Origin of the sequence: Citrobacter freundii complex sp. CFNIH4, assembly GCF_002934505.1 — a bacterium.
Taxonomy (GTDB): domain Bacteria; phylum Pseudomonadota; class Gammaproteobacteria; order Enterobacterales; family Enterobacteriaceae; genus Citrobacter; species Citrobacter freundii.
The window spans coordinates 2084795-2097916 of record NZ_CP026231.1; the positions used below are offsets into that span (position 1 = coordinate 2084795).

General features: G+C 54.5%; 12 protein-coding genes. 11 read left to right on the top strand and 1 reads right to left on the bottom strand.

Annotation, left to right across the window (positions count from 1 at the left end; translation table 11 throughout):
* Positions 1-199: 199 nt before the first annotated feature.
* From dhaK to C2U41_RS10670, 10 genes are all read left to right on the top strand, one after another.
* Positions 200-1270 carry a dihydroxyacetone kinase subunit DhaK gene (gene dhaK, locus C2U41_RS10625; RefSeq protein ID WP_003020880.1) on the top strand — a complete coding sequence of 357 codons (1071 nt, stop codon included), beginning with the start codon at positions 200-202 and terminating at the stop codon, positions 1268-1270.
* An 11-nt stretch (positions 1271-1281) separates the two neighbouring features.
* On the top strand, positions 1282-1914 hold the full coding sequence (gene dhaL / locus C2U41_RS10630) for a dihydroxyacetone kinase subunit DhaL (RefSeq protein ID WP_003020881.1): 633 nt from the start codon (positions 1282-1284) through the stop codon (positions 1912-1914).
* 10 nt (positions 1915-1924) lie between these two features.
* Positions 1925-3355 carry a dihydroxyacetone kinase phosphoryl donor subunit DhaM gene (dhaM, locus tag C2U41_RS10635; protein ID WP_016150370.1) on the top strand — a complete coding sequence of 477 codons (1431 nt, stop codon included), beginning with the start codon at positions 1925-1927 and terminating at the stop codon, positions 3353-3355.
* Between the two features lie 170 nt (positions 3356-3525).
* On the top strand, positions 3526-5238 hold the full coding sequence (locus C2U41_RS10640) for an alpha,alpha-trehalase (protein ID WP_003020888.1): 1713 nt from the start codon (positions 3526-3528) through the stop codon (positions 5236-5238).
* A 207-nt stretch (positions 5239-5445) separates the two neighbouring features.
* Positions 5446-6468: an ABC transporter substrate-binding protein gene (locus C2U41_RS10645; protein WP_103848639.1), complete on the top strand. Its 1023-nt coding sequence runs from the start codon at positions 5446-5448 to the stop codon at positions 6466-6468.
* A gap of 26 nt (positions 6469-6494) precedes the next feature.
* The gene (locus C2U41_RS10650; RefSeq protein WP_370686028.1) at positions 6495-7454 is read left to right on the top strand and encodes a FecCD family ABC transporter permease; all 960 of its coding nucleotides are present in this window, start codon (positions 6495-6497) and stop codon (positions 7452-7454) included.
* Entirely contained in the window at positions 7451-8212 is a 762-nt protein-coding gene (locus tag C2U41_RS10655) for an ABC transporter ATP-binding protein (protein WP_032935414.1), read from the top strand. Before C2U41_RS10650 ends, C2U41_RS10655 begins: the two co-directional genes overlap by 4 nt.
* 9 nt (positions 8213-8221) lie before the next feature.
* Positions 8222-9034, top strand: coding sequence for a class I SAM-dependent methyltransferase (locus C2U41_RS10660; RefSeq protein ID WP_032935412.1), 813 nt, complete (start codon positions 8222-8224; stop codon positions 9032-9034).
* Positions 9031-9888, top strand: coding sequence for a ModD protein (gene modD, locus C2U41_RS10665; protein WP_016150375.1), 858 nt, complete (start codon positions 9031-9033; stop codon positions 9886-9888). Before C2U41_RS10660 ends, modD begins: the two co-directional genes overlap by 4 nt.
* A gap of 23 nt (positions 9889-9911) precedes the next feature.
* On the top strand, positions 9912-11882 hold the full coding sequence (locus tag C2U41_RS10670; protein ID WP_016150376.1) for a TonB-dependent receptor plug domain-containing protein: 1971 nt from the start codon (positions 9912-9914) through the stop codon (positions 11880-11882).
* A gap of 41 nt (positions 11883-11923) precedes the next feature.
* On the opposite strand, the gene C2U41_RS10675 is transcribed toward C2U41_RS10670, so the two are convergent.
* Positions 11924-12178 (bottom strand): GlsB/YeaQ/YmgE family stress response membrane protein, encoded by a 255-nt coding sequence (locus C2U41_RS10675; RefSeq protein WP_003020908.1) that lies wholly within the window; start codon positions 12176-12178, stop codon positions 11924-11926.
* Positions 12179-12379: 201 nt separating this feature from the next.
* Between C2U41_RS10675 and ycgR the strand changes: the two genes are divergently transcribed.
* Positions 12380-13114, top strand: coding sequence for a flagellar brake protein YcgR (gene ycgR, locus C2U41_RS10680; protein WP_003020911.1), 735 nt, complete (start codon positions 12380-12382; stop codon positions 13112-13114).
* Positions 13115-13122: the final 8 nt, after the last annotated feature.

The window sequence follows — 13122 nt, forward strand, 5'->3', positions numbered from 1 at the left end:
ACGTTCCAATACGGAACATTATTATGCTGCTATGTTTCGTATTGAAACGCTCTTCATAGCAATTTTCTTTTGCAAACCCGTGTGCAAAATTACCTTATCGGCAGCGAGCGGTCGCCGTGGCGTTGTACAAACCGATACCCTACATCAGATGCCTGCCCGAATTTGGCAGCCATCCAGGACTGTCTGCGGAGCATAAATAATGAAAAAATTGATCAACCGTGTTGAAGACGTACTGAATGAACAACTCGCCGGACTGGCGAAAGCGTATCCTTCCCTGGCACTGCATCAGGACCCAGTGTATGTCACCCGCGCAGATGCACCGGTGATGGGCAAAGTGGCGCTGCTTTCCGGCGGCGGCAGCGGGCACGAGCCTATGCATTGCGGCTACATTGGTCAGGGCATGCTCTCCGGCGCCTGCCCGGGTGAGATTTTTACCTCCCCCACGCCGGATAAAATGTTCGAATGCGCCATGCAAATTGATGGCGGGGAAGGCGTGCTGCTGATAATCAAAAATTACACCGGCGACATTCTTAATTTCGAAACCGCTACCGAGCTGCTGCACGAAAGCGGCGTCAAGGTCACCACCATGGTGGTGGATGACGATGTGGCGGTGAAAGACAGTTTGTATACCGCCGGACGTCGTGGTGTGGCTAATACCGTATTGATCGAAAAACTGGTCGGCGCGGCCGCCGAACGCGGTGACTCGCTGGAAGCCTGTGCTGCGCTGGGTCGTAAGCTGAATAACCAGGGCCACTCCATTGGCATAGCCATTGGAGCCTGTACCGTTCCGGCAGCCGGACAACCGTCGTTCACGTTACAGGATAACGAGATGGAGTTTGGCGTAGGTATCCACGGGGAACCGGGCATTGACCGCCGCACCTTCACCTCTCTCGATCAGACCGTTGATGAAATGTTCGATACCCTGCTGGAAAACGGTAACTACAGCCGTACGCTCCGCCACTGGGACAACGTCCAGGGCGCGTGGCATGAAGGTAAAGAAAGCAAGCGTGCGTTACAAAGTGGCGATCGGGTTATTGCGCTGGTCAATAATCTCGGTGCGACGCCGTTGTCTGAACTCTTCGGCGTGTATAACCGCCTCGAAAGCCGTTGCCAGGATGCAGGCATCGTCATTGAGCGCAACCTGATCGGTTCTTACTGTACCTCTCTGGATATGACCGGCTTCTCCATCACCCTGTTACAGGTGGATGACGAAACGCTGAACTTATGGGATGCACCGGTTCACACCCCTGCTCTCAACTGGGGTAAATAAGGAGATTCATGATGTCCCTCAACAGAACACAGATTGTTAACTGGCTCTATCGCTGCGGTGAAATATTCACCACTGAAAGTGATTTTCTCACCGGACTTGACCGGGAGATCGGCGATGCCGACCACGGTCTGAACATGCATCGTGGTTTCAGCAAAGTCGTTGAAAAGCTGCCGTCCATCGCAGACAAAGACATCGGCTTTATTTTGAAAAACACCGGTATGGTGCTGCTCTCAAGCGTCGGCGGGGCCAGTGGACCGCTGTTTGGCACGTTTTTTATCCGCGCCGCCCAGGTGACTCAGGCTCATCAAAGCCTGACGCTTGAAGAGCTGTATCAAATGATTCGTGATGGCGCAGAAGGTGTGATTAGCCGCGGTAAGGCTGAACCTGGCGATAAAACCATGTGCGATGTCTGGCTGCCGGTAGTGGAGTCTTTACGCCAGTCATGCGAACAGAAGCTGAGCGTCCAGGCGGCTCTGGAAGCGGCAAGCCAACAAGCGGAAGTCGCAGCGCAAAGCACCATCACCATGCAGGCTCGCAAAGGCCGCGCCAGCTATCTAGGTGAGCGCAGCATTGGGCATCAGGATCCCGGCGCAACGTCGGTCATGTTTATGATGCAAATGCTGGCTCAGGCGTCCAGAGAGTAAGGATAAAGCGATGGTAAACCTGGTTATTGTTTCTCACAGCGCCCAACTGGGCGAAGGCGTCGGCGTGCTGGCCCGGCAGATGTTAATGGGTGATGGTTGCAAAATCGCCATTGCCGCAGGCATTGACGATCCTGAGAATCCGATTGGCACCGATCCGATTAAGGTGATGGAAGCCATCGAGTCCGTGGCCGATACGGACCACGTGCTGGTGATGATGGATATCGGTAGTGCATTACTGAGTGCGGAAACCGCGCTGGAACTGCTCGACCCTAACATTGCCGCCAAAGTGCGTTTGTGCGCAGCACCACTGGTTGAAGGCACACTGGCCGCGACGGTTAGCGCCGCCGCAGGTGCTGATATCGATCGGGTCATCCGTGATGCCATGAACGCCCTCGACGCCAAATGTGAACAACTGGGTTTACCTTCGCCATCCGCAGCGAAACCCGCATCCGCTGAACTGTCTCCCGACGCTGATGCCCGTTCTGTTGCCATTGTGGTGAAAAACCCTAACGGCATCCACGTCCGCCCGGCTTCGCGGCTGGTTTCTGCGTTGTCTGGTTTTAACGCCGACATGTGGCTGGAGAAAAACGGCAAGTGTGTGGTCCCTGATAGCCTGAATCAAATAGCCCTGCTGCAGGTACGCTGTAATGACACGCTACGCCTGATTGCTAAGGGCGAACAGGCAGAGGATGCGCTGGCCGCATTTAAACAGTTGGCGGCAGAGAATTTTGGTGAATCGCTCGAGCCCGCGCATACTGATAACAAGGCAACTCTGGCTCCCTCAAAAGTCACGGGGACGGCATTTTGTCACACGCCGTTCTCGCCAAAGGTAAACCCGCAGTCCGCCGCATCACTGCAGGCTGAGCAGCAGCGATTACAGACCGCCATCCAAAGTACGCTGAACGATCTGAGCAAACTCACCGCTCTTGCTGAAGAACGATATTCCGCAGATATCGCCGCCATCTTCTCCGGTCACCACACGCTGTTGGACGATCCTGAACTGTTTGAAATGGCCTGCGATGTAATGCGTGAAAAACAATGCAGCGCCGCCTGGGCCTGGCATCAGGTGCTGAGCGATCTCAGCCAGCAGTATTTACAGCTCGATGACCCTTATCTGCAGGCGCGATACATTGATATTGAAGATTTGCTGTCTCGTTCACTGCAACATTTGACGGGAGAGAGCGCACAAATTCCCGCGTTCTTGCGCCCCACTATCCTGGTCGCTGATGTCATTTATCCGTCTACGGTACTGCAACTCGATCCGAAGACCATCAAAGGTATCTGCCTGCGGGACGGCAGCGAAGCCTCTCATCCGGCGATTATCGCTCGTGAAATGGGTCTGTGCTGGATGTGTCAGCAAGGCGCTGCTCTCGATAGCATAAAGATGGGCGATACTCTGACCATTGACTGTGTCACACAGCGGATAACCCGCGCAAACTGATACCGAAGCACACCCTTTTCGACAAAGGGTGTGCTTCTTCCCTATTCGCGTCGGGAAATGTCTGTTTGTTCGCAAAATGGGGTGTCGATCACGCGCAACGGTCGATCCTGAACTAAGGTTTTCTCATGGTAAATGCCGCTACTTCGGCACACCGCTAAGGAGATTAACCGATGATAACGCCTGCAACTCGCCATCCAGGCCTGCTTTCTGTTGCAATAAAACTGACTCTCGCCAGTACCTTTTTTGCCCTTTCCTCTTTTGCCGTCAATGCAGAAGACGCGCCAGCCGCTACACCGCAGCCGCCAGATATCCTGCTTGGACCTCTGTTTAACGATGTACAAACGGCTAAACTGTTTCCAGACCAGAAAACCTTTGCTGACGCAGTTCCTAACAGCGATCCTCTCATGATCCTTGCCGATTACCGGATGCAGAAAAATCAGTCCGGATTCGACTTACGCCATTTTGTGGAGGTGAATTTCACATTACCGAAAGAAGGCGAGAAATACGTTCCCCCGGCCGGGCAATCATTACGCGAACATATTGACGGACTGTGGCCGGTCCTCACCCGCTCGACAACTGACGCTGAAAAATGGGACTCGCTACTGCCACTTCCAGAGCCGTATGTGGTGCCTGGCGGGCGTTTTCGCGAAATATATTATTGGGACAGCTATTTCACCATGCTGGGGCTTGCCGAAAGCAATCACTGGGATAAGGTCTCGGACATGGTGGCAAACTTCGCTTATGAGATTGATTCCTGGGGACACATTCCTAACGGCAACCGCACCTACTACCTGAGCCGTTCGCAACCGCCGTTCTTTGCCTTTATGGTTGAACTGCTGGCGCAGCACGACGGGAATGACGCGCTGAAAAAATACCTCCCGCAGATGCTCAAAGAGTACAGTTACTGGATGGAAGGCGTCGAAACACTCCAGCCCGGTCAGCAAAATAAGCGCGTGGTTAAACTGGATGACGGTACCATTTTGAACCGCTACTGGGATGACCGCGATACGCCGAGGCCAGAGTCCTGGGTCGAGGATATCGCCACCGCTAAAAGCAACCCCAATCGCCCTGCCACAGAAATCTACCGCGACCTGCGTTCAGCGGCTGCGTCCGGCTGGGATTTTAGCTCCCGCTGGATGGACAATCCTAATCAGCTGGGCACTCTGCGCACCACCAGCATCGTTCCGGTCGATCTCAATGCGTTGATGTACAAAATGGAAAAAATGATCGCCCTCGCCAGCAAGGCTGCCGGTGATGATGCCAAAGCGGCGCAGTACGATGGCTTCGCTAATGCCCGACAAAAAGGGATCGAAAAGTACCTGTGGAACGACAAAGAAGGCTGGTATGCCGACTACGATCTGAAAAGCCATAAAGTACGCAATCAGCTCACGGCCGCCGCCCTGTTCCCGCTGTATGTCAATGCGGCGGCAAAAGATCGCGCCAGTAAAGTCGCCACAGCCACCCAGGCACATCTGCTGCAACCGGGCGGCCTTGCTACCACGTCGGTGAAAAGCGGCCAGCAGTGGGATGCCCCCAACGGCTGGGCCCCGCTCCAGTGGGTCGCAGCATCCGGGTTACAGAATTACGGTCAGGATAACGTTGCGATGGATGTGACCTGGCGATTCCTTACCAATGTGCAGCACACCTACGATCGAGAGAAAAAGCTGGTTGAAAAATATGACGTGAGCACCACCGGCACCGGCGGTGGTGGCGGGGAATATCCATTGCAGGATGGTTTTGGCTGGACCAACGGCGTCACGCTAAAAATGCTTGACCTGATCTGCGCCAAAGAGAAGCCCTGTGACAGCGTACCCGCATCGCGGCCAACACCGACAAGTACACCACCAGCCGAGCCTAAAAAACAGACTCAACCGACGCCATAACGTCATTACCTGAGCCGTTTTACTCCCCGAATCCGCGCTTCGTCGCGGATTTTTCTGTCATATTTTTCGCTATTTAAGCTGCCTCTATCCCCTCTAGCCCTTATGGGGTATCCGGTGTTTTCATCCGTGAGAATTTGATTCTGAACATGTTTTTATTCGCTGTATATGTAAATATATAGCGAATTTGTAACCTTCAGGATACTGATAATGGCACTGACAAGACGGATGTTTGCCCAACTCGTGGCATCTGCACTGCTGCTACGCCATCTTCCCGCATTGGCGCAAACGCCGCTAACCGTTGCCGTTGGAGGCTCGCCAGGGCCGAATATAACCCTACGCGTGGTCAGTGCTGGCGCGCCCGCTGACATGCTACTGCTGGCTGTCGCGCCAGAAAAAGTGGTGGGTTTTTCCTCCTTTGATTTCTCTCGCCAGACCGCCATCCCGTTTCACGATGATATTCGGACTTTACCGAAACTGGGCAGGCTGGCGGGCCGCGCCAGCACGCTCTCGCTTGAAGCACTCCTGGCGCTTAAACCTGACCTGGTTATTGACTGCGGTAATGCCGATGAAACCTGGCTTTCTCAGGCCAGACAAGTGAGCGCACAAACTCACATTCCCTGGCTGCTGATTAACGGCGAACTGCGCCATACCCCAGAACAGTTGCGCGCAGCCGGTGAAGCATTGGGCGTCGTCTCGCGTACCGCAATGCAGGCCGCGCTGGCCCGTCGATTTATCGATAATGCAATAGCTTTCTCGCATACAGCTGCGGCGAATCTGCGTTTTTATGCCGCGCGCGGTGCCAGAGGACTGGAGACAGGTTTACAAGGTTCTCTGCATACCGAAGCGGCAGAACTGCTGGGGCTACAGAATGTGGCGCACATCCCCGGACGACAGGGGCTCACACAGGTTTCAATGGAAAATCTGCTCAGTTGGCAGCCCGATATTATTTTGGTGCAGGATACGATGACAGCGCAGCACCTACGAGAAGATCCGATCTGGCAAGGAGTCAAAGCAGTTGCGGACCGGCGCATTCTGTTTCTCAGCGGTCTGCCGTTTGGCTGGTTGGATGCACCTCCTGGCATCAACCGCTTACTGGGATTACGCCGCCTGCACGCCTGGCTTGATCCGCAGGTTAACGCGAGCTTTAAAGCCGATATGCAGCGCTACAGCGAACTGTTCTGGCATACCACGCTAAGCGATGCACAGTATCAACGTCTGGTGGCAGTCTGATGAAAACATCTACTCTCGGTTTTCTGATGATTGCTACGGTGGTGCTTTGCGCGAGCGTCGCCGCTGTATCGGGCGCATACCGCCTGGATGCACAACAGGTTGTGAATCTTATTACAGGTACTGATGACGTCCCGATGCAGGACAAAATCGTCTTCTGGCAAATCCGCCTGCCGCGCATTCTGGCCGCATTGCTGCTTGGCGCGGCGCTGGCAAGCGCAGGAACCACCTATCAGGGTATGTTCCGCAACCCGCTAGTCTCGCCGGATATCCTCGGCGTGGCGGCGGGTGCCGGTTTAGGTGCCTGTACGGCAATACTTTTCGGATTACCGATCCTTTTCATTCAGCTGTATGCGTTCACCGGCGGTTTATTCGTGGTCGCCGGTGTCTGGTTGATTACCCGGCGAGTTAAGCGTCACGACCCGGTGTTAACGCTGGTGCTGGTCGGGATTGCGCTGGGCACGGTATGCGGCGCGGGAATTTCACTCATCAAAACGCTGGCCGACCCGTATACCCAACTTCCCTCCATCACTTTCTGGCTGCTCGGCGGTTTATCAACGATTACGCTGCACGATCTGTGGTTCTCGGCACCGCTGATCTTGGCAGGACTGGTCCCGCTATTGCTGCTGCGCTGGCGCATGAACCTGCTTACCCTTTCGGATGATGAAGCACGATCGCTTGGCATCAACGTCGCCCGACTACGGCTGGGGCTGATCGTCTGCGCAACGTTAATCACCGCCTGCACCGTCGCCATCGCGGGCATCATCGGCTGGATTGGGCTGGTTGTGCCACATATCGGCCGACTCCTCAGTGGCAATAACCACCAGCAGCTACTGCCGGTTTCCATGGGGGTCGGCGCCATTTTGCTGCTGCTCACCGATACCCTCGCCCGTACGCTGAGCAGCACGGAAATTCCGCTGGGGATCCTGACTGCATTTATTGGCGCACCGTTCTTTTTGCTGCTTTTGCTGCGAGGAAATCGACCATGACGCTATTAATCGTGCGCCGGGCGTCGCTGGGATACCACAGTCAACAGCCCGTGCTACGCAATGTCTCATTTCAGGTTCCGCCCGGCTCCGTCTGTTGTCTGCTTGGTGCCAACGGTAGCGGAAAAACCACCCTGATGCGCACCATTCTCGGCGTTCTTTCGCCGCTTCACGGTGACATTCTTCTTGATGGCATCGCCATAAATCATCTCAACGATCGGCAACGCGCCGCCGCTATCGCCTGGGTTCCTCAGGCGCATGACGGCGCGTTTGCCTTCACTGCGCTGGACATGGTGATGATGGGGCTGGCCCCGCAACTGGCGGCATTTGCGGTTCCCGGGGCTAAAGAACACGACATTGCTCATCAACAACTGGCGATGCTGGGGATCTCTCACCTGGCGCCCCGGCGCTGGAACACTCTGAGCGGCGGAGAGCGGCAACTGGTATTGATTGCCCGCGCGCTGGCGCAACGTCCGCGCCTTTTGTTGCTGGATGAACCCGCTTCCAGCCTGGATTTTGGGCATCAGATCCGTCTGCTCGACACGCTGGTGACGCTGAAAAATTCGGGTATGGCCCTGCTGATGTCGACGCATCATCCGTTGCACGCCCGGGCAATCGCCGACAGCGTGGTACGCGTTGAACCGAACGGTGAAGTGTCGCAGGGGCTTCCTGAACACCAGCTCGCCACCGATCGCCTGGCTGCACTGTATCACGTTACACCGTCACAAATTGCCCGCCACCTCTTTGGCTCTCACAATTAAGGAATAAGAATGCTCATTGACGACATTGATTTTGCCGATCTTTACCGTAAACAGTTACAACTGGCGAACAGAACCGAGAAAAAGCCGGAGCACTGGGATAAACGTGCGGAAAAAATGGCGGAGAATTGCGCCTCATTAACCGACAGCTATTTGCTACAGCTGTTGGGGAAAATCGACCTGCAAGGAGCGGAGTCGCTGTTTGATATGGGCTGCGGTCCCGGTACGGTCTCGCTGGCGCTGGCTAAAAAGATACCAATAATTTACGGCGTAGATTACAGCCAGGGAATGCTGAGCGTTGCTGCCCGCCGCGCTGTGCAAATGAACGCCCGTCACGTACAGTGGGTGCAGCGGGCCTGGGAAGAACACTGGGATGATTTACCCCAGTGCGATATCGCCGTCGCCTCGCGCTCTACGCTGGTTGCCGATATGCGCCAGGCGATGACCAAACTGAATAATCAGGCCCGGCTGCGGGTTTACACCACCCATCTCGTCAGTTCATCTTTCGTTTCCCCCACCATTCAACGTGCGCTGGGCCGCGAGGTGATTGAGCTTCCCAACTATATCTATGCGCTTAATGTCCTGTATCAGATGGGGATCCACGCGCACGTTGATTTTATCCGCGGCCCCAACTGTCAGCAGGACAACAGTACCTGGACGCGCTTTCTGGAAAACGTGCGCTGGAGTATGGGCGAACTAAGCGCCGACGAGGTCGAACGTCTGGAAACCTGGTATCAGCAGCAGGATCCACGCGCGATTGCCCCCGCCAGCCGTGACTGGGCGCTTATCTGGTGGGACAGTGTGCCGCGGGAGGCGCTGCGATGATCTACTTTTCGCAGGCGCAAACCGACGCGCTGCTGCTGGAAGATATTCAGGGCGGCGATCTGACTACCCGCGCGTTGGGAATTGGCGCACAGCCCGGCGTTATGGAGTTTTACCATCGCCAGGGTGGGTGCGTTAGCGGCACCGCTGTTGCCAGACAAATGCTGACATCATTGGGCATAACCGTCAGCGATATTATGGCCGATGGCGAACGAGCGAGCGCGGGACAGAGAATAATTTGTGCGCACGGAAATGCGGCGGCACTACATCAGGGCTGGAAAGCGGTACAAAACGTTCTGGAGTGGAGCTGCGGAGTTTCGGGCTATCTTGAGAGCATGTTGAGCCAACTGCGCCAACGCTATCCTGATGGGCAGATTGCCTGCACCCGCAAAGCCATTCCCGGCACGCGTTCGTTGGCGACTCAGGCAATACTTGCTGCCGGGGGCATTATTCATCGCGGAGGATGCGCCGAAACGGTGCTGCTGTTCGCTAATCACCGCCGTTTTCTTACCAACCCAAACGACTGGACAAACGCGGTTGCGCGCTTACGCAGCCATGCGCCAGAAAAAAAGATCGTCGTCGAAGCGGATACGCCAGATGAAGCATTAGCCGCGCTACGCGCCGCGCCCGATGTTCTGCAACTCGACAAATTCACCCCTGAGCAGGCGACAGACATTGCCCGTCAGGCACCTTCACTGGCCCCTCATTGCACGCTGGCGCTGACTGGCGGCATTACCCTCGCCTCGCTGGCGAGTTATCTCGACTGTGGCATCAGGCTCTTTATCACTTCCGCACCTTATTACGCTCCACCTGCGGATATCAAAGTTAGCCTGAGCCCGGACGCACGTGGCATATAACATTAAAAAATGGACTAACAATAATGAATTTCAACAAAAGTTGTCTTTACACAGCCCTGTCGTTTGCTTTCGCGCACAGTGCTTTTGCTGGGCAAGAAAGCGAAACCATGACCGTCTGGTCAAGCCCGGCCTCTGCGGCAACCACTACGGTTCTCGGCCAGGAAACGATCCAACAGTTGGATAAACAAAACGTGGCGCAGGCGCTAAGCGTCGTCCCCGGCGTGGTGCTGCAAAAGTCGGGCAACCGCAATGAGCAGCAGGTGAAAGTACGCGGTTTTGACAGCCGTCAGGTTCCCGTCTTTTTTGACGGTGTGCCGGTGTACATCCCCTATGACGGCAACCTCGATTTAGGCCGTTTTCTGACATCCGATATCGCTTCAGTTGAAGTATCCAAAGGCTACTCATCTCTGCTACAAGGGCCTAACCAGATGGGCGGTGCCATTAATATCACCACCAAAAAGCCCACCAAACCAATTGAAGGCAGCATCGGTTATCGCCAGGGCTGGAGTCGTAGCAAAGACAACGCTCACGATATGCACGCTTCATTTGGCGCCAGTAACGATCTGGGTTACATTCAGCTCAGCGGCAGCCAGTTGAAGCAGGATTTCCTTGGCTTACCGCACGGCGTGGACAATCCGGTTGCGGGTAGTCACGGCAAGATTGCCAACTCGTCCGCCGATGATAAACGCGGCATCGTGAAGCTGGGCTTTACCCCTCGCGGCGATGATGAATATGTCCTGACCTATATTAATCAGGACGGTGAAAAAGATAACCCACCATATGCCGGAACCAGCAGTCAGAAATCACGCTACTGGCAATGGCCACAGTACGATAAAGAGAGCTATTACTATCAGGGCACCACCCATCTGGGCGATCGTTTCACTCTGAAAAGCCGTCTGTATCGCGATACCTTTGAAAATACGTTGATGATGTACAACTCGCTTGCCGATCTGAAAAACAAAAAAGGCAACTACAGTCATTATTCAGACTATAGCGATGGAGCTGGCCTGCAGCTCGCTGCGGATATGCGTGAAAACGACCTGCTCTCTTTCGCCGTAAACTGGAAGGATGATGTTCACCGCGAGAAAGGCGCACCGAATGCGGCTTACGACCGTTACGAAGACCGCACCTGGTCTGTTGCCAGTGAATATCAGTGGGCGGCGGCGGATAATGTCGATGTAGTGGCGGGAATAAGCTATGACTGGCGCGACAGTCTGGAAGGCATGAAGCACGAAAAAAATGGTAGCGTCACCCACTATGATGACAACAATCAGTCGGCCTTCAACTGGCAGATGATGACCAAATATCACTTCGAAAATGCAGACACATTAGCGCTGTCCTATTCTGACAGAACGCGTTTCCCTACGTTGAAAGAACGCTACACGACCTCAAAACCGGCCTATAACCAGGTGGCGCTGGTCAATCCGCAGCTTAAACCTGAACGCGCCCGCAGCGTGGATCTGACCTGGAATGGGTCACTTAGTCAGAACTGGGGATTCGAAGCCAGCGTGTATTACAACCGCATCAGCGACGCCATCCTTTCACACAATATTGATGCCGACACCATTCAGAATCAGAACAGCGGCCGGGTGGATTACACCGGTCTGGATGCAGGCGTTAAAGGTAAAGTCTTTGATATACTGGATGTCGGTCTGAGCTACGGCCTTATTCATGCAGACGTCAAACGCAGCGACATCGGCAAGATTACCGACCTGCCAACGCAAACCCTGACTGCCTGGATGACGCTGAAGCCATGGGATCCGCTCAGTATTACGCTGTCAGAAGAGGCCCGTTCGTCGAGCTATAGCAATAGCGACGGCTCACAGAAAGCCGCTGGTTTCGCCATTACCCATTTACGCGCTGACTACGCCATCGGTCACGGATTCAGCGTTAACGCGTCGGTCAATAACCTGTTCGATACGCAGTACGTTTATAGTGAAGGATTTATTGAAGAAGGCCGTAATTACTGGGCGGGGATTGAGTATCAGTTCTGACTTAGCAATACAGAGAAACGGCCCCCGCGGGGGCCGTTCGATTAATCTCGCCGCACCAGTCGGAAGACACCCAGCACAACAATCGCGCCGACCACGGCCACCAGGAAGCTGTGGAGATTAAACCCGCTGACATCGCCGCCGATACCAAACATCGTTGCCAGCCATCCACCGACCACAGCACCGACAACACCGAGAATACAGGTCAGGATAAATCCACCGCCATCGCGCCCCGGCATAATCAGTTTGGCGATAACCCCCGCAATCAGACCAAAAATAATCCAGGCAATAATTCCCATTTTCAGGCCCTCTTTCCAGTGAACGCACGCGCAAGACATTCTTGCGCCAGCCTTTAAAGTATAGGCAAACCATCGCTATATGCTGTTTTCACGCAGACTTAATTCATTGGCGTTGGTAAAAAATTTCATCCATTTGTATTAAGTTCCGTTGATTGATGCCGATAATCCAACGACAAACCAGGCATCCGGGAGTCATTAGGTGTGAGTAACTACAATGAGCAGTTCCTGAAGCAAAATCCGTTAGCGGTGTTAGGTGTACTTCGGGACTTAAAATCGCAGCAGGTTCCACTGCGTATCTCCTGGTCGGGCGGCCAGTTCATCAGCAAAGTTCTGGCCGTCAGCCCGGACGAGCTGGTCATGGATTTTGGTAGCCAGGAATATGAAAACCAGGCCGTACAGCGGGCCAGTCAGATCTCGATTATCGCCGAAACGCAGGGAGCCAAAGTAGAATTCACCCTGCCACAGTTAAAAAAAGGTGAGTATCAGCAACTGCCAGCGTTTATTTCATCCTTGCCGCCTTCCCTGTGGTTTGTTCAGCGTCGGGAATATTTTCGCATCGGCGCTCCGCTGCATCCTCCCTATCGCTGCACGGCAAAAATGCCGGACAACAGCACGCTGTGCTTTCGCTTATTCGATTTGTCGCTTGGCGGTATGGGCGGGCTGTTAGAAACGGCAAAACCAGAAGGACTGGTAGAAGGTATACGCTTCGCGCAGGTTGAACTGAACATGGAACAATGGGGGGTGTATCACGTTGACGCCCAGCTTATTTCCATTAGCGAACGCAAAGTTATCGACAGTAAAAACGAAACCATTACCACTCCCCGCCTGAGCTTTCGTTTTCTCAACGTCGGCCCGGCGGTGGAGCGGAACTTACAGCGGATTATTTTTTCCCTTGAGCGCGAGGCCCGGGAAAAGTCGAACAAAGTGCGCGATTAACATCACCT

What these genes read in the sequence shown, in the direction of transcription:
- C2U41_RS10640 (WP_003020888.1), top strand. Translation starts at nt 3,526, where the DNA reads ATGATAACGCCTGCAACTCGCCATCCAGGCCTGCTTTCTGTTGCAATA.
- dhaM (WP_016150370.1), top strand. Translation starts at nt 1,925, where the DNA reads ATGGTAAACCTGGTTATTGTTTCTCACAGCGCCCAACTGGGCGAAGGC.
- C2U41_RS10675 (WP_003020908.1), bottom strand. Translation starts at nt 12,178, where the DNA reads ATGGGAATTATTGCCTGGATTATTTTTGGTCTGATTGCGGGGGTTATC.
- C2U41_RS10655 (WP_032935414.1), top strand. Translation starts at nt 7,451, where the DNA reads ATGACGCTATTAATCGTGCGCCGGGCGTCGCTGGGATACCACAGTCAA.
- dhaK (WP_003020880.1), top strand. Translation starts at nt 200, where the DNA reads ATGAAAAAATTGATCAACCGTGTTGAAGACGTACTGAATGAACAACTC.
- C2U41_RS10650 (WP_370686028.1), top strand. Translation starts at nt 6,495, where the DNA reads ATGATTGCTACGGTGGTGCTTTGCGCGAGCGTCGCCGCTGTATCGGGC.
- C2U41_RS10660 (WP_032935412.1), top strand. Translation starts at nt 8,222, where the DNA reads ATGCTCATTGACGACATTGATTTTGCCGATCTTTACCGTAAACAGTTA.
- C2U41_RS10670 (WP_016150376.1), top strand. Translation starts at nt 9,912, where the DNA reads ATGAATTTCAACAAAAGTTGTCTTTACACAGCCCTGTCGTTTGCTTTC.
- C2U41_RS10645 (WP_103848639.1), top strand. Translation starts at nt 5,446, where the DNA reads ATGGCACTGACAAGACGGATGTTTGCCCAACTCGTGGCATCTGCACTG.
- dhaL (WP_003020881.1), top strand. Translation starts at nt 1,282, where the DNA reads ATGTCCCTCAACAGAACACAGATTGTTAACTGGCTCTATCGCTGCGGT.
- modD (WP_016150375.1), top strand. Translation starts at nt 9,031, where the DNA reads ATGATCTACTTTTCGCAGGCGCAAACCGACGCGCTGCTGCTGGAAGAT.